This is a genomic window from Micromonospora globbae (assembly GCF_036184225.1).
GTDB lineage: Bacteria > Actinomycetota > Actinomycetes > Mycobacteriales > Micromonosporaceae > Micromonospora > Micromonospora globbae.
The window spans coordinates 6,275,539-6,291,854 of record NZ_CP108084.1 but is presented as its reverse complement, the minus strand read 5'-3'; the positions used below and the strand labels follow the sequence as shown (position 1 = coordinate 6,291,854).

18 protein-coding genes are annotated in these 16,316 nt (G+C 69.2%); all 18 read right to left on the bottom strand.

The features are described 5' to 3' along the window. Positions 1 to 51 precede the first annotated feature (51 nt). Positions 52 to 336: a 30S ribosomal protein S17 gene (gene rpsQ / locus OG994_RS28825; RefSeq protein ID WP_120330651.1), complete on the bottom strand. Its 285-nt coding sequence runs from the start codon at positions 334 to 336 to the stop codon at positions 52 to 54. Further along, positions 333 to 569 (bottom strand): 50S ribosomal protein L29, encoded by a 237-nt coding sequence (gene rpmC, locus OG994_RS28820; RefSeq protein ID WP_120330652.1) that lies wholly within the window; start codon positions 567 to 569, stop codon positions 333 to 335. Before rpmC ends, rpsQ begins: the two co-directional genes overlap by 4 nt. Beyond that, a complete protein-coding gene (gene rplP / locus OG994_RS28815; protein ID WP_120330653.1) occupies positions 569 to 994 on the bottom strand; it encodes a 50S ribosomal protein L16 in 426 nt (141 codons plus the stop codon). Before rplP ends, rpmC begins: the two co-directional genes overlap by 1 nt. Positions 995 to 997: 3 nt before the next feature. After that, positions 998 to 1,855, bottom strand: coding sequence for a 30S ribosomal protein S3 (gene rpsC, locus OG994_RS28810; RefSeq protein WP_091594943.1), 858 nt, complete (start codon positions 1,853 to 1,855; stop codon positions 998 to 1,000). After that, complete coding sequence (gene rplV / locus OG994_RS28805) at positions 1,855 to 2,310, bottom strand: 50S ribosomal protein L22 (RefSeq protein WP_120330654.1); 456 nt, start codon at positions 2,308 to 2,310, stop codon at positions 1,855 to 1,857. The genes rpsC and rplV overlap by 1 nt, the downstream gene beginning before the upstream one ends. A gap of 40 nt (positions 2,311 to 2,350) precedes the next feature. After that, positions 2,351 to 2,632 carry a 30S ribosomal protein S19 gene (gene rpsS / locus OG994_RS28800; protein ID WP_120330655.1) on the bottom strand — a complete coding sequence of 94 codons (282 nt, stop codon included), beginning with the start codon at positions 2,630 to 2,632 and terminating at the stop codon, positions 2,351 to 2,353. Positions 2,633 to 2,647: 15 nt separating this feature from the next. Further along, a complete protein-coding gene (rplB, locus tag OG994_RS28795) occupies positions 2,648 to 3,487 on the bottom strand; it encodes a 50S ribosomal protein L2 (protein ID WP_120330656.1) in 840 nt (279 codons plus the stop codon). 12 nt (positions 3,488 to 3,499) lie between these two features. Next, a complete protein-coding gene (gene rplW, locus OG994_RS28790) occupies positions 3,500 to 3,802 on the bottom strand; it encodes a 50S ribosomal protein L23 (protein ID WP_120330657.1) in 303 nt (100 codons plus the stop codon). Next, positions 3,799 to 4,449: a 50S ribosomal protein L4 gene (rplD, locus tag OG994_RS28785; protein ID WP_328851573.1), complete on the bottom strand. Its 651-nt coding sequence runs from the start codon at positions 4,447 to 4,449 to the stop codon at positions 3,799 to 3,801. Before rplD ends, rplW begins: the two co-directional genes overlap by 4 nt. Then, on the bottom strand, positions 4,446 to 5,111 hold the full coding sequence (gene rplC / locus OG994_RS28780) for a 50S ribosomal protein L3 (RefSeq protein WP_120330659.1): 666 nt from the start codon (positions 5,109 to 5,111) through the stop codon (positions 4,446 to 4,448). The genes rplD and rplC overlap by 4 nt, the downstream gene beginning before the upstream one ends. A gap of 11 nt (positions 5,112 to 5,122) precedes the next feature. Then, positions 5,123 to 5,431, bottom strand: coding sequence for a 30S ribosomal protein S10 (gene rpsJ, locus OG994_RS28775; protein ID WP_007073037.1), 309 nt, complete (start codon positions 5,429 to 5,431; stop codon positions 5,123 to 5,125). 349 nt (positions 5,432 to 5,780) lie between these two features. Next, complete coding sequence (tuf, locus tag OG994_RS28770) at positions 5,781 to 6,974, bottom strand: elongation factor Tu (RefSeq protein ID WP_120330660.1); 1,194 nt, start codon at positions 6,972 to 6,974, stop codon at positions 5,781 to 5,783. Positions 6,975 to 7,190: 216 nt separating this feature from the next. Then, positions 7,191 to 9,287, bottom strand: coding sequence for an elongation factor G (gene fusA / locus OG994_RS28765; protein WP_120330661.1), 2,097 nt, complete (start codon positions 9,285 to 9,287; stop codon positions 7,191 to 7,193). A 75-nt stretch (positions 9,288 to 9,362) separates the two neighbouring features. After that, positions 9,363 to 9,833 (bottom strand): 30S ribosomal protein S7, encoded by a 471-nt coding sequence (gene rpsG / locus OG994_RS28760; protein WP_120330662.1) that lies wholly within the window; start codon positions 9,831 to 9,833, stop codon positions 9,363 to 9,365. 1 nt (position 9,834) lies between these two features. Continuing rightward, on the bottom strand, positions 9,835 to 10,209 hold the full coding sequence (rpsL, locus tag OG994_RS28755) for a 30S ribosomal protein S12 (protein ID WP_014440718.1): 375 nt from the start codon (positions 10,207 to 10,209) through the stop codon (positions 9,835 to 9,837). A 536-nt stretch (positions 10,210 to 10,745) separates the two neighbouring features. Beyond that, entirely contained in the window at positions 10,746 to 11,117 is a 372-nt protein-coding gene (locus OG994_RS28750) for a hypothetical protein (protein ID WP_120330663.1), read from the bottom strand. A gap of 771 nt (positions 11,118 to 11,888) precedes the next feature. Next, positions 11,889 to 12,257, bottom strand: a complete 369-nt coding sequence (locus OG994_RS28745) for a hypothetical protein (RefSeq protein WP_120330664.1) — start codon at positions 12,255 to 12,257, stop codon at positions 11,889 to 11,891. Positions 12,258 to 12,347: 90 nt separating this feature from the next. After that, a complete protein-coding gene (locus tag OG994_RS28740; RefSeq protein ID WP_328851572.1) occupies positions 12,348 to 16,235 on the bottom strand; it encodes a DNA-directed RNA polymerase subunit beta' in 3,888 nt (1,295 codons plus the stop codon). Positions 16,236 to 16,316: the final 81 nt, after the last annotated feature.

The following is a 16,316-nucleotide window of genomic DNA, read 5'->3' as shown; positions in this document are numbered from 1 at the left end:
GCCTGGCGGAACCCGCGCCCGACGCGACGCCGGGCGAGCTCGAAGCCTTCGCTACTTGGCCTTTTCCAGGATCTCCACGAGCCGCCAGCGCTTCGTGGCGGACAGCGGCCGGGTCTCCATGATGAGGACGCGGTCGCCGATGCCGGCGCTGTTCTGCTCGTCGTGCACCTTGAGCTTGCTGGTCCGGCGCATGATCTTGCCGTACAGCGCGTGCTTGACCCGGTCCTCGACCTCGACGACGACGGTCTTGTTCATCTTGTCGCTGACCACCAGGCCCTCGCGGACCTTGCGGCGGCCCCGCGTGGGGGTGTCGGCGGTCGTGGTGTTCTCGCTCATCCTGCAGTCACCTCAGTCGGCGCGGCCGAGAGCCCCAGCTCGCGCTCGCGCATGATCGTGTAGATCCGGGCGATCTCCCGACGGATGACCTGCAGCCGCCGGTTGTTGTCCAGCTGACCGGTCGCGGCCTGCACGCGGAGGTTGAACAGCTCCGCCTTGGCCTCGCGCAGCCTCGTGACCAGCTCCTCCTCGGAGAGCTCACGCAGCTCGGAGGCCTTAACGCCCGCTGCCATCAGGATTCACCCACTTCGCGCGTCACAATGCGGCACTTCATCGGGAGCTTGTGGATCGCGCGACGCATCGCCTCTCGCGCGATCTGCTCGTTGGGGAAGGACATCTCGAAGAGCACCCGCCCCGGCTTGACGTTGGCGACCCACCACTCGGGCGAGCCCTTACCGGAACCCATCCGGGTCTCCGCCGGCTTCTTGGTCAGGGCCTGGTCCGGGAAGATCGTGATCCAGACCTTGCCACCACGCTTGATGTGACGGGTCATCGCGATACGCGCCGACTCGATCTGCCGGTTCGTCACGTACGCCGGCTCGAGAGCCTGAATCCCGAACTCGCCGAACACCACCCGGTTGCCACCCTTGGACATACCACTGCGACCAGGGTGGTGCGGCTTGCGGAAGCCCTTCGGGGGCTTGCGCGGCATCAGCATCTGTCAGCCCTCCTGCTGCGTTTCTGCCGCGGCGGCGACGGCGGCGGGATCCACCGCGTCCCCACTCGGCGTCTCGGCCTGCTGCGCGAGCGTGGTCGCGGCAGCCCGGCCGGCCTCGGTACCGCCGGCGGTCGTGCCGGACGAACCCGACCGACCCCGGCGCGGCCGCTCGGGCCGGTCGCCACGGTCACGGCGCGGACGCGACGGACCCGCCTCGGCCGGAGCCTCCCGGCCCGGGACCGCGTCGCCCTTGTAGATCCAGACCTTCACGCCGATCCGGCCGAAGGTGGTACGGGCCTCGAAGAAGCCGTACTCGATGTTGGCCCGCAGCGTGTGCAGCGGAACCCGGCCCTCGCGGTAGAACTCGGTCCGGCTCATCTCGGCGCCGCCGAGACGGCCCGAGACCTGGACCCGGATGCCCTTGCAGACCGGGTTCTTCATGGCCGACTGCATGGCCTTGCGCATCGCCCGACGGAAGCTGACCCGGCTGGACAGCTGCTCGGCCACGCCCTGCGCGACGAGCTGCGCGTCCGACTCGGGGCTCTTCACCTCGATGATGTTGAGCTGCACCTGCTTGCCGGTCAGCTTCTCCAGCTCGCCGCGGATCCGGTCGGCCTCCGCGCCCTTACGGCCGATGACGATGCCCGGCCGGGCGGTGTGGATGTCGACGCGGACCCGGTCCCGGGTGCGCTCGATGTCGACCTTGGAGATGCCGGCCCGCTCCAGGCCCTTGGACATCATCCGGCGGATCTTCACGTCCTCGCCGATGTAGTCCTTGTAGAGCTTGTCCGCGAACCAGCGGGACTTCCAGTCGGTCGAGATACCGAGCCGGAACCCGTGCGGGTGAACCTTCTGACCCATTACTCCGCGCCCTCCGTGTTGCTCTGCGTCTCGGCCGGCGCGGCCTTCTTCGCCGGAGCCGTCTTCTTCGCGGCCTTACGCGGCGCGGCCGGCGCGACGGCCTCGACCGCCACCGTGATGTGGCAGGTGCGCTTGCGGATCCGGTACGCCCGGCCCTGCGCACGCGGCTGGAACCGCTTCATGGTCGGGCCCTCGTCCACGTACGCCTCGCTGACGAGCAGCGCGTCGGGGTCCAGCCGCTCGTTGTTCTCCGCGTTGGCGATCGCGCTGGCGAGCACCTTGTACACCTGCTCGCTCGCAGCCTGCGGCGCGAACTGCAGCACCGTGAGCGCCTCCTTCGCGGGCAGGCCGCGGACGAGGTTGACCACCCGGCGCGCCTTCATCGGCGAGATGCGCACGTACCGCGCAACCGCCCGCGCGCCCGGAAGCACCGGAGCGTCGCCCTTTCCTGGCATCGCTGTAACCCCTTGATCCTCTATCCGTATGCCCGCGGCGTCAGCGCCGACGGCTCTTCCGGTCGTCCTTCTCGTGACCCTTGAACGTGCGGGTCAAAGCGAACTCGCCGAGCTTGTGCCCGACCATCGCCTCGGTCACGAACACCGGGACGTGCTTGCGTCCGTCGTGCACGGCGATCGTGTGCCCGAGCATCTCCGGGATGATCGTCGAGCGCCGCGACCAGGTCTTGATGACGTTCTTCGTGCCCTTCTCGTTCTGCGTCTCCACCTTCTTGAGCAGGTGGTCGTCGACGAACGGGCCCTTCTTCAGGCTGCGAGGCATAAGTCAGCTCTCCTGTTAGCCGCGCTTGCGGGTGGCGTAGCGGCGACGGACGATCAGCCGGTCACTCGGCTGGCCCTTACGACGGGTACGGCCCTCGGGCTTACCCTGCGGGTTGACCGGGTGGCGACCACCGGAGGTCTTACCCTCACCACCACCGTGCGGGTGGTCGACCGGGTTCATGGCGACACCACGGACGGTCGGGCGCTTGCCCTTCCACCGCATACGGCCGGCCTTACCCCAGTTGATGTTCGACTGGTCGGCGTTGCCGATCTCACCGACGCTGGCCCGGCAGCGCACGTCGACGCGCCGGATCTCGCCGGACGGCATGCGCAGGGTCGCGTACGCGCCCTCACGACCGAGCAGCTGGATGCCGACGCCGGCCGAGCGGGCCAGCTTGGCGCCACCGCCCGGACGCAGCTCCACGTTGTGGATCGTGGTGCCGACCGGGATGTTGCGCAGCGGCAGGTTGTTGCCCGGCTTGATGTCGGCGCTCGGACCCGACTCGACGACGTCGCCCTGCTTCAGGTCCTTCGGCGCGATGATGTAGCGCTTCTCGCCGTCGGCGTAGTGCAGCAGCGCGATGCGCGCGGTGCGGTTCGGGTCGTACTCGATGTGGGCGACCTTCGCCGGCACGCCGTCCTTGTCGACCCGCTTGAAGTCGATCAGGCGGTACTGGCGCTTGTGGCCGCCACCGTGGTGCCGGGTGGTGATCCGGCCGTGGGCGTTCCGGCCGCCCTTCTTGGGCAGCGGAGCCAGCAGCGACTTCTCGGGCGTCGACCGGGTGATCTCGGCGAAGTCGGCGACGCTGGAGCCGCGCCGGCCCGGCGTCGTCGGCTTGTACTTACGGATAGCCATTGTCTACACCCCTCAGCTGACCGGGCCGCCGAAGGCCTCGATACGGTCACCGTCAGCCAGCTTCACCATCGCCCGCTTGGTGTCCTTGCGCTTACCGAACCCGGTGCGGGTGCGCTTGCGCTTGCCCTCGCGGTTGAGCGTGTTGACCGTCAGGACGCGGACGTTGAAGATCTGCTGGATAGCGATCTTGATCTGCGTCTTGTTCGCGTCCGGGTGCACCAGGAAGGTGTACCAGTTGCGGTTCAGCTCGCTGTAGCTCTTCTCCGAGACGACCGGCGCCACGATGATGTCGCGCGGGTCGGCGATCGTGCTCACTTGTCACCCTCCTCGGTGGTCTCGGCGGGAACGCCGAGGAACTCGTCCAGGGCGTCCTTCGTGAAGACCACGTCGTCGGCCACCAGCACGTCGTACGTGTTCAGCTGGCCGGCCTCGATCAGGTGCACCCGCGGCTCGTTGCGCAGCGACACCCAGTTCAGCTCGTCGGTGCTGCTCAGCACGACCAGGACCCGCCGGGCCGTGGTGAGCTTCGCCAGCGTGGCCAGGGCGGCCTTCGTCGACGGCTTCTCGCCGGAGACGAACGACTCGACCACGTGCACCTGACCGGCGCGGGCCCGGTCGGAGAGGGCCCCCCGCAGCGCGGCGGCCTTCATCTTCTTCGGGGTCCGCTGGCTGTAGTCGCGCGGAACGGGACCGTGCACGACGCCACCGCCGGCGAACTGCGGCGCGCGGATCGAGCCCTGGCGGGCACGACCGGTGCCCTTCTGCTTGTAGGGCTTCTTGCCGCCGCCGGCGACCTCGCCGCGGGTCTTGGTCTTGTGCGTGCCCTGCCGGGCCGCCGCCAGCTGCGCCACCACGACCTGGTGCATCAGCGCGACGTTGGCCTGCACGTCGAAGATGTCGGCCGGCAGCTCGACGGAGCCGGTCTTGGTGCCTTCGCCGTTGAGGACGTCAACGGTGGTCACTTGGTCGCACCACCCTTCTTCGCCTTTGCCTTGGCCGCGGAGCGGACCAGGACCAGCGCGCCCTTCGGACCGGGGATGGCACCGCGGACGAGCAGGAGGTTGTTCTCGGTGTCGACCGCCTGGACGGTCAGGTTCTGGACGGTGTAGCGCACGCCACCCATCCGGCCCGCCATCCGGGTGCCCTTGAAGACGCGACCCGGGGTGGCGCAGGCGCCGATCGAGCCGGGCGAGCGGTGCTTGCGCTCGACACCGTGGCTGGCGCGCAGACCGTGGAAGCCATGCCGCTTCATCGGACCGGCGTAGCCCTTGCCCTTGGTCTTGCCGGTCACGTCGACCGACATGCCGGCCGGGAACTCCTCGACCGTGACCTCCTGGCCCGGCGAGTAGTCGGCGGCGTCGGTGGTGCGCAGCTCCACGATGTGCCGGCGCGGCGCCACGTTCGCCTTGGCGTAGTGCCCGCTGATCGGCTTCTTCACCTTCCGCGGGTCGATCGCGCCGTACGCCAGCTGGACCGCGGAGTAACCGTCCTTGTCGGCGTCACGAACCTGGGTGACGACGCACGGGCCGGCCTGCACCACGGTCACGGGCACAACTCGGTTGTTGTCCCAGACCTGGGTCATGCCGAGCTTTGCGCCCAGGATCCCCTTAACTTGCCTGTCCATTTGTCCGGTCCCTACAGCTTGATCTCGATGTCGACGCCAGCCGGCAGGTCGAGGCGCATGAGCGAGTCGACCGTCTTGGGGGTCGGGTCGATGATGTCGATCAGCCGCTTGTGCGTACGCATCTCGAAGTGCTCGCGCGAGTCCTTGTACTTGTGCGGCGAGCGGATGACGCAGAAACGGTTGATCTCCGTGGGCAGCGGCACCGGGCCCGCGACCTGCGCCCCGGTACGCGTCACCGTCTCGACGATCTTCCGAGCCGAGGAGTCGACGACCTCGTGGTCATAGGCCTTGAGCCGGATGCGGATCTTCTGTCCCGCCATGGTGGCTTCTGTTCCTTCTCTCGATGCCGCTGTGTTGCGGGCGCCTGTGCCGGCTGGCACAGGCCCACTTCGCCGACCCCCGCGGTCGGGCGTGTCGCGCCCTCGGGTCAGGCTCCGCCCCGGGCTCCGGAGCGGTCCGACCACGCGGTGGGTCAAGGCGTCGATCGCGAATGTCGCGACCTGAACGCCGTGCGAGGGTGGTTGGCGGCGCAGGCCGCCAACCACCCCGCGCTCGACTGTCCCGCCGCCCGGCGGTTCGGCTCAGCCGAACACGGACGGCGAACTGCCGTTACGCAACCTGACTAGTATGCCGCACGACCAGCGGCAGGTCTAATCGGGGTTACCCAGCTCACTTGATGATCTTGGTGACGAACCCGGCGCCGACGGTGCGGCCACCCTCGCGGATCGCGAACTTGAGGTTCTCCTCCATGGCGACGGGCTGGATCAGCTTCACCGTCATGGTGGTGTTGTCACCCGGCATGACCATCTCGGTGCCCTCGGGCAGCGTGACGACACCGGTCACGTCCGTGGTCCGGAAGTAGAACTGCGGACGGTAGTTCTGGAAGAACGGGGTGTGCCGGCCGCCCTCCTCCTTGGAGAGGATGTAGACGGTCGCCTCGAACTCCGTGTGCGGGGTCGTGGTGCCCGGCTTGATGACGACTTGGCCGCGCTCGACGTCCTCGCGCTTGATGCCACGCAGCAGCAGACCGACGTTCTCACCCGCGCGGGCCTCGTCGAGCAGCTTGCGGAACATCTCGATACCGGTGACGACCGTCTTCTGCGACTTGTCGCGGATACCGACGATCTCCACCTCCTCGTTCGGCTTGAGGACGCCGCGCTCGACGCGACCGGTGACGACGGTGCCACGACCGGTGATCGTGAAGACGTCCTCGATCGGCATCAGGAACGGCTTCTCGGTCTCGCGCTCCGGCTGCGGGATCGCGGTGTCGACCGCGGTCATCAGGTCCAGCAGCTTCTGGGTCCACTCGGGGTCGCCCTCGAGGGCCTTCAGCGCCGACACCCGAACGACCGGCAGGTCGTCACCCGGGTACTCCTGCGAGGAGAGCAGCTCGCGGACCTCGAGCTCGACGAGCTCCAGGAGCTCCTCGTCGTCGACCATGTCGCTCTTGTTGAGCGCCACGACGATGTACGGCACGCCGACCTGGCGGGCCAGCAGCACGTGCTCGCGGGTCTGCGGCATCGGGCCGTCGGTCGCCGCCACCACCAGGATCGCGCCGTCCATCTGGGCGGCACCGGTGATCATGTTCTTGATGTAGTCGGCGTGACCGGGGCAGTCGACGTGCGCGTAGTGCCGCGCCTCGGTCTGGTACTCGACGTGCGCGATCGAGATCGTGATGCCGCGGGCCTTCTCCTCCGGCGCCTTGTCGATCTCGTCGAACGGCGTGTACGGGTTCAGGTCCGGGTACTGGTCGTGCAGGACCTTGGTGATGGCCGCCGTCAGCGTCGTCTTACCGTGGTCGATGTGACCAATGGTGCCGATGTTGACGTGCGGCTTAGTCCGCTCGAACTTCGCCTTCGCCACTGGTGTCCTCCTGTGGACTGTTTGGTTCGTACGCCCGGCGCGCCATTCGGCGCTTAGGACTCTGTCGACAGCCTTTCCGGCCTTCCGACCGGAGAGCTTTTCGTGGGTTCTGCGGCGGTGAAGCCTACAGGCCCGGTCTCACGCAGCCCGACCGTGGTGGCCGCGGGCGGGAGAACCCTCCCGCGACCACCGACGGATCGTCAGCTCAGGTGAGCGTCACTCACCCGTCGCCTTGGCGATGATCTCCTTCGCCACGTTGGCCGGAACCTCGGCGTAGGAGTCGAACTGCATGCTGTAGCTAGCCCGGCCCTGGGTCTTCGACCGCAGGTCGCCGACGTAGCCGAACATCTCCGACAACGGCACCAGGGCGCGGACGACGCGGGCACCCCCGCGCTCCTCCATCGCCTGGATGATGCCACGGCGGGAGTTGAGGTCGCCGATGACGTCACCCATGTTCTCCTCGGGAGTGGTGACCTCAACGGCCATCATCGGCTCGAGCAGCGCGGGGTCGGCCCGCCGGGCCGCCTCCTTCAGCGCCATCGAGCCGGCGATCTTGAATGCCATCTCGGACGAGTCGACCTCGTGGTACTGGCCGTCCTCCAGCGTCAGCTTGACACCCACCAGCGGGAAGCCGGCGAGGATGCCGTACTGCATGGCGTCCTGGGCGCCCGCGTCCACCGAAGGGATGAACTCCTTGGGGATGCGGCCACCGGTGACGGCGTTCGCGAACTCGTAGGTCGGCGAGTCGTTGTCCAGCGGCAGCGGCTCCAGGCTGATGATGACCCGGGCGTACTGGCCGGAACCACCGGTCTGCTTCTTGTGGGTGTACTCGACCTTCTCGACCTTGCGGCGGATGGTCTCGCGGTACGCCACCTGCGGCTTACCGATGTTCGCCTCGACGTTGAACTCGCGGCGCATCCGGTCGACCAGGATGTCCAGGTGCAGCTCGCCCATGCCGGAGATGACCGTCTGGCCGGTCTCCTCGTCCAGCTTGACGCGGAAGGTCGGGTCCTCCTCGGCCAGCCGCTGGATGGCGGTGCTGAGCTTCTCCTGGTCGGCCTTGGTCTTCGGCTCGATGGCGACCTCGATGACCGGCTCCGGGAAGGTCATCGACTCCAGGATGACCGGGTTCGCCGGGTCGCACAGCGTGTCACCGGTGGTGGTCTGCTTCAGACCCTGGACCGCGATGATGTCGCCGGCACGGGCGGAGCTGCGCTCCTCCCGCTTGTTGGCGTGCATCTGGTAGATCTTGCCGATCCGCTCCTTGCGGTCCTTCGTGGAGTTGACCACCTGGGCGCCGGACTCGACCACACCCGAGTAGACCCGCACGTAGGTGAGCTTGCCCAGGTGCTTGTCCGTCTGGATCTTGAAGGCCAGCGCCGAGAACGGCTCCGAGGTGGACGGCTTCCGCTGCATCGGGGTCTCACCGTCGGTCGCCGTACCCTCGATCGCCGGGATGTCCAGCGGCGACGGCAGGTAGTCGACGACGGCGTCCAGCATCGGCTGGATGCCCTTGTTCTTGAACGCCGAGCCGCAGAGCACCGGGTTGGCCTTGCCGGCGATGGTCGCGCGCCGGATGGCGGCCTTGATCTCCTCGACGGAGATCTCGTCGCCCTCCAGGTACTTCTCCATCACCGCGTCGTCGACGTCGGCCAGGGTCTCCATCAGCTTCTCGCGCCACTCGGCCGCGGCGTCGGCCAGGTCGGCCGGGATCTCCTCGATCGCGTAGTCCTCACCCTTCTGGGTCTCCCCGCGCCAGGTGAGGGCGCGCATGCCGATCAGGTCGACGACACCGATGTGGTCGGCCTCGGTCCCGATCGGGATCTGGAGCACCAGCGGGGTGGCGTTCAGGCGGTCGATCATCATCTGCACGCAGCGGAAGAAGTCGGCGCCCGTCCGGTCGAGCTTGTTGACGAAGCACATCCGGGGAACGTTGTACTTGTCCGCCTGGCGCCAGACGTTCTCCGTCTGCGGCTCCACGCCGGCGACACCGTCGTAGACCGCGACCGCACCGTCCAGAACGCGCAGCGACCGCTCGACCTCGACCGTGAAGTCGACGTGGCCGGGCGTGTCGATGATCTGGATCGTGTGGCCCTTCCACTCGCACTTGGTGGCGGCGGAAGTGATGGTGATACCGCGCTCCTGCTCCTGCTCCATCCAGTCCATGACGGCAGCGCCCTCGTGGACCTCACCGATCTTGTACGTGATGCCGGTGTAGAACAGGATCCGCTCGGTGGTAGTGGTCTTACCGGCATCGATGTGCGCCATGATGCCGATGTTGCGTACGTTGGCGAGCGCGTCTGCGGCGGCCACTTCAATCCCTACTTATCGTCGTCTCGACACAACTGGTTGCGGTCCCGGCGCCTCGTGGGCGCCGGAACCAGGGTGTTACCAGCGGTAGTGCGCGAAGGCCTTGTTGGACTCGGCCATCTTGTGGGTGTCCTCGCGCCGCTTGACGGCGGCACCGAGGCCGTTGCTCGCGTCCAGCAGCTCGTTCATGAGCCGCTCGACCATGGTCTTCTCGCGGCGGGCGCGAGCGTAGGTGACCAGCCAGCGCAGGCCGAGGGTGGTCGCGCGGGCCGGCCGGACCTCGACCGGAACCTGGTAGGTGGCACCACCGACGCGGCGGCTGCGGACCTCGAGCGTCGGCTTCACGTTGTCCATCGCGCGCTTCAGCGTGACGACCGGGTCGGTGCCGGACTTCTCGCGGCAGCCCTCGAGGGCCGCGTACACGATGCGCTCGGCGAGCTGCCGCTTGCCGCGCAGCAGGATCTTGTTCACCAACTGGGTGACCAGCGGCGAGTTGTACACCGGGTCAGCGACCAGCGGCCGCCGCGGAGCGGGTCCCTTACGCGGCATGTCAGCTCTTCTCCTTCTTCGCGCCGTAGCGGCTGCGCGCCTGCTTGCGGTTGCGGACACCCTGGGTGTCCAGCGAACCGCGGACGATCTTGTAGCGCACGCCGGGCAGGTCCTTCACACGGCCGCCGCGGACGAGCACGATCGAGTGCTCCTGCAGGTTGTGCCCGACACCCGGGATGTAGGCGGTCACCTCGATCTGGCTGCTGAGCTTGACACGAGCGACCTTGCGCAGCGCCGAGTTCGGCTTCTTCGGGGTGGTGGTGTACACGCGGGTGCACACGCCGCGCCGCTGAGGGGATCCCTTCAGCGCCGGGGTCTTGGTCTTGCTCGTCTTCGCCTGGCGGCCCTTTCGGACCAGCTGCTGGATCGTGGGCACCGGGTTTCTCCGCTCCCTTCGGCCGCTGCCGCGGCCGCGCCGTCTGCCGTAACCGACCGGATGATCGGCTCTCCTACATTCCGACCAGGGCCACCTCTCGGGGGTCCCGGCACCCGCGGTCGGGCGTGTCGCCCAGCTCACGGATTATCGGTGCTGACGCTCGCACGCGCACCGGTTTGTCACCGGCACGCAGGTCGCCCCGCACCGGATCTTTGGCTCTGCCGTGCTGCCGCCAGGACTCCGAACCACCGGAACCAGCGCACGCACGAGGGGCCCGGGCAGGCCCGGGCACAAGGGGAAAGGGTACCTACCACAGCCGCCCAGGTCAAAACGGAGTGGTCCGCCGAACCACGCCGCCGAGGCGATCGGATGGCCGTCGGGTCTGTCCCGCCTGCGCGCCCCTGATGGGCACCTACGAATACAAGTGTACCGGCTTCCACCGGGTACGGCCCCGTCGGCCCCGTAGCCCGCCCGGCACCGCCGGCGCCCGCCCGTCCCGGTCCGGTCACGCCCGCCCGGCCCGCCCGCGCGGGCCGTCAGCTCAGTGAGATCACCAGGGCGAGGGCCAGGCCGAGCAGGCTGAGTCCCAGGCCCACGCCACCGCAGCTCACGCCGGCCATCGCGAGCCCCCGACCGGTGAACCGCACGCCGGGCGGCGGCACCGGCCGGGCGATCTGCCGCCGGGCGAGCAGCCCGGAGACGATCGCGCCGACGCCGGTGAGGACGCCGAGCACGGTGAACGCCCCGGCCGCCCAGACCCCCGTCCAGCTCTGCCCGGCCACGCCGAAGCAGATGACGAGTACCGAGACGAGGATCGACACGATTCCCGCCACGAGCGCGCCCACCGCGAGCCCGGACGTGACCGGCGGCACATCGAGGTGCACCACGCCGAACGGCGTGCCCGCCACCGGCTCGACCCGGGCCGGCGCGAGACGCTGGGCGTCCCGGGGCGGCGGCACGTGCGTGACCGGCGGCGCCCCCCAGCTCGGCGCTCCCGGCGCCGGCCCGGAGGCGGGCCCACCCCACGGGCCCGGAGCGGGGACGGGCGACCCGTGCCCGCCTCCCGGCCCCCAACCGCCGGGTGCGGGCGCACCCCAGCCGGGCGGCACCGGTCCCGGGCCGCCGGGTGCGGGAGCGCCCCAGCCGGATGGTCCCGCTCCCGGGCTACCGGGCACGGGAGAGGCCCAGCCGTGCCCTTCCGGCCCCCGACCGGCGGAAGCGGGAGCACCCCAACCGCCGGGGCCCGACGGCGGGCCCCAGCCCGGCGCGGCCGGCGTCGGCGGAGCACCCCAGCCGGGAGCCCCGGGCGGCGCCGGCGGCACGGACCCAGCCGGGCCAGACGCGGGCGGCACCGGCCCGGTCGCACCCGACGCGGGCACGGTATCGCCGGGGGCGGGAGAGGCAGGCGTGGCGCCGGACGGCCAGGCCGGCCCGGCGGGAGGCGGCGGAGCTTCGGCCGGCCGGTCGTGCGGCGAGGATCCGGCCTGCCCGGAAACGCCGGCGTCAGCCGCGTCCGGGGTGCCCGAGGGCCCCGTGTGGTCACCCGACGGGGGCCGCGCCGGTTCCGTCACGGGTTCCTCCTCATCGACTCCGGCCGTCACCGACGCGACGGACAGGGCCAGGCTACCGCCGGAGGTGGCACCGCCCGCGCCGGGCGCGTACCGCTCCCTCCGGCGGGATCAGTCGACGGTCGACGGGTAGTCGTGCCCGAACGGCGCCTCGGCCAACTGGACGACCCCGATCACCACGACGGTCACCAGGGTGACGGCGGCCAGCACCAGGCCGGTCCACGCCAACCGCTCCCCCCGCCGCAGCCAGGCCGCGCCGGTGAGGAAACCCCCCGAGGCGTACGCCTCCCGGCGCGCCTGCCGCGACAGCTGCAGCGCCACGGCTGCCGGCACGATCCCGCCCACGAAGAGCCCGGTCACCGCGGCCATCAGACCCAGGGCGAAGACGGCACGGGCCTTCGTCGCGCGGACCGGCTCGGGATCGAGCGGGTGGCGCGGCACCTGCGGGGCGACGGGCACCTGCCCTGGCGCGGTCGTCATGCCACCCATCATGCCCCGCCCACTGCTCCCAGAGGATCCGGACGCGACGAGGCCCCCGGCGCATGCCGGGGGCCTCGTCGTTCGTGCTGCTTAGCGGTACGACCCGAAGTCGAAGTCGTCCAGCGGCACCGCCTGCCCGCTGGCCGGCCCGAAGCCGTAGTCGGTCTCCGGGTAGCCGGTCATCGAGTAGACCTTGGCCTTCGCCTCCTCGGTCGGCTCGACCCGGACGTTGCGGTACTTGCTGATGCCCGTACCGGCCGGGATGAGCTTACCGATGATCACGTTCTCCTTGAGGCCGATCAGCGAGTCGCTGCGGGCGTGGATCGCCGCGTCCGTCAGCACCCGGGTGGTCTCCTGGAAGGAGGCCGCCGACAGCCAGGAGTCGGTGGCCAGCGAGGCCTTGGTGATGCCCATGAGCACCGGACGACCCGCCGCGGGCTCGCCGCCCTCGGAGACGAGCCGGCGGTTCTCCGACTCGAACAGCGCCCGGTCGACCAGCACACCCGGCAGGAACTCGGTCGAGCCGGAGTCGATGACCGTCACCCGCTTGAGCATCTGGCGGATGATGATCTCGATGTGCTTGTCGTGGATGAGCACACCCTGCGACCGGTAGACCTCCTGGACCTCCTGGGTCAGGTGGACCTGGACCGCCCGCGGGCCGAGGATGCGGAGCAGCTCGTGCGGGTCGATGGTGCCCTCGGTGAGCTTCTCCCCGACCTCGACGTGCTGGCCGTCCTGGACCCGCAGCCGGACCCGCTTCGAGATCTTGTCGTACACGATCTCGTCGCTGCCGTCGTCCGGGATCACGATGATCTTCCGGGACCGCTCGCCGTCCTCGATCCGGATCCGGCCCGGGGTGTCGGCGATGGGCGCCTTACCCTTCGGGACCCGGGCCTCGAAGATCTCCTGGACACGCGGCAGACCCTGGGTGATGTCCTCACCGGCGACACCACCGGTGTGGAAGGTACGCATCGTCAGCTGCGTACCCGGCTCACCGATCGACTGGGCGGCGATGATGCCGACCGCCTCGCCGACGTCCACCGTCTTGCCGGTCGGCAGCGAGCGGCCGTAGCACGCACCGCAGACGCCCAGCTTCGACTCGCAGGTGAGGACGCTGCGCACGCGCACCGTCTCCACCCCGGCCGCCACGATCTTGTCGACCAGGATCGAGTTGAGGTCCGCACCCCGCTCGGCGATGACGGTGCCGTCCGGCCCCTTGATGTCGTCGGCGAGGGTACGGGCGTGCACGCTGGTCTCGGCGTGCTCGTGCACGACCAGCTTGCCGTCGATCCGCTCGCCCACCTGCATCGGGATGGCCCGGTCGGTGCCGCAGTCCTCCTCGCGGATGATGACGTCCTGCGAGACGTCGACCAGACGACGGGTCAGGTAACCCGAGTCGGCGGTCCGCAGCGCGGTGTCGGCGAGACCCTTGCGGGCACCGTGCGTGGAGATGAAGTACTCCAGCACGGACAGACCCTCCCGGTAGCTGGCCTTGATCGGCCGCGGGATGATCTCGCCCTTCGGGTTGGCCACCAGACCACGGATCGCCGCGATCTGCCGGAGCTGGAGCAGGTTACCGCGGGCACCCGAGTTGATCATCTTCCACAGCGGGTTCTCCTGCGGCAGAGCGATGTCCATCTCCTTGGCGACCTCGTTGGTCGCGTTGGTCCAGATGGAGATCAGCTCGCTGCGGCGCTCCTCGGCGGTGATCAGACCGCGCTGGTACTGCCGGTCGATCTTGTCGGCTTCCTTCTCGTACCGGTCGAGGATCTCCGCCTTGCGCGGCGGCGCGATGACGTCCTCCATGCCGATCGTCACGCCGGACCAGGTGGCCCAGTGGAAGCCGGCCTCCTTGAGCCCGTCGAGGGTGGCCGCGAGAGCCACCTTCGGGAAGCGCTCGGCGAGGTCGTTGACGATCGCGGAGAGCTGGCCCTTGCGGATCTCGTAGTTCACGAAGCGGTAGCCCGGCGGCAGCGTCTCGTTGAACAGGACCCGGCCCAGCGTGGTCTCCACGGTCACCGGCTCGCCCTCGACCCAGCCCTCCGGCGGGGTCCACGGCTCGGCGCCGGCGCCGTTGTCGACCCCGACGACACCCCGCAGCCGGATCTTCACCGGAGCCTGCAGGTGCAGCTCGCCGTTGTCGTACGCCATCCGCGCCTCGGCGTCCGAGCTGAACGCCCGGCCCGCACCCTTCTCGTCGGGAGTGAGGTGGGTGAGGTGGTAGAGGCCGATGACCATGTCCTGGGTGGGCATGGTGACCGGCTTGCCGTCGGCCGGCTTGAGGATGTTGTTCGACGACAGCATCAGGATCCGCGCCTCGGCCTGGGCCTCGGCGGACAGCGGCACGTGCACCGCCATCTGGTCACCGTCGAAGTCGGCGTTGAACGCGGTGCAGACCAGCGGGTGGATCTGGATGGCCTTGCCCTCGACCAGCTGCGGCTCGAAGGCCTGGATGCCCAGCCGGTGCAGGGTCGGCGCCCGGTTCAGCAGCACCGGGTGCTCGCCGATGACCTCTTCCAGCACGTCCCACACGACCGGCCGCTGCCGCTCGACCATCCGCTTCGCGGACTTGATGTTCTGCGCGTGGTTGAGGTCCACCAGCCGCTTCATGACGAACGGCTTGAACAGCTCCAGCGCCATCTGCTTGGGCAGACCGCACTGGTGCAGCTTGAGCTTCGGGCCGACCACGATGACCGAACGGCCGGAGTAGTCGACGCGCTTGCCCAGCAGGTTCTGGCGGAATCGGCCCTGCTTGCCCTTGAGCATGTCGGAGAGCGACTTCAGCGGGCGGTTGCCCGGGCCGGTGACCGGCCGGCCGCGGCGGCCGTTGTCGAACAGCGCGTCGACGGCCTCCTGCAGCATCCGCTTCTCGTTGTTGACGATGATCTCGGGCGCGCCGAGGTCGATCAGCCGCTTGAGGCGGTTGTTCCGGTTGATCACCCGGCGGTACAGGTCGTTCAGGTCGGAGGTCGCGAAGCGGCCACCGTCCAGCTGCACCATCGGACGCAGGTCCGGCGGGATGACCGGGACGCAGTCCAGCACCATGCCGAGCGGCGAGTTGCGGGTGTTCAGGAACGCCGACACGACCTTGAGCCGCTTGAGCGCCCGGATCTTCCGCTGGCCCTTACCGGTACGGATGGTTTCGCGCAGGCTCTCGGCCTCGGCCTCGAGGTCCATGTTCTGGACCAGGGCCTTGATCGCCTCGGCGCCCATGCCGCCCGTGAAGTACTCGCCGAACCGGTCCCGCAGCTCGCGGTAGAGCAGCTCGTCGGTGACCAGCTGCTTCGGCTCCAGCTTGCGGAACGTGTCCAGCACCTCGTCGAGGCGGTCGATCTCGCGCTGGGCCCGGTCGCGGATCTGGCGCATCTCGCGCTCTCCGCCCTCCTTGACCTTGCGCCGGACGTCCGCCTTCGCGCCCTCGGCCTCCAGCTCGGCCAGGTCGGCCTCGAGCTTGGCGGCCCGCTTCTCGATCTCCGAGTCGCGGCTGTTCTCGGCCTGCCGCTTCTCGGCCAGGATCTCGTTCTCGATCGTCGCGAGGTCGCGGTGACGCGCCTCGGCGTCCACGCTCGTCACGACGTACGAGGCGAAGTAGATGATCTTCTCGAGGTCCTTGGGGGCGAGGTCCAGCAGGTAGCCCAGCCGGCTCGGCACGCCCTTGAAGTACCAGATGTGGGTCACCGGAGCGGCCAGCTCGATGTGACCCATCCGCTCGCGGCGGACCTTGGACCGGGTCACCTCGACGCCGCAGCGCTCGCAGATGATGCCCTTGAACCGGACGCGCTTGTACTTACCGCAGTAGCACTCCCAGTCGCGCTGGGGCCCGAAGATCTTCTCGCAGAAGAGCCCGTCCTTCTCCGGCTTCAGGGTGCGGTAGTTGATCGTCTCGGGCTTCTTCACCTCGCCGTGCGACCATTGACGGATGTCGTCGGCGGTCGCCAGGCCAATCCGCAACTCGTCGAAAAAGTTGACGTCGAGCACGTTATATATCCCTCACACGTCGCTTTGTTGCGCCAGCAGCTCATCGGGGTCGGGCCCCGGGGGCGGTCGCCCGCCCCCGGA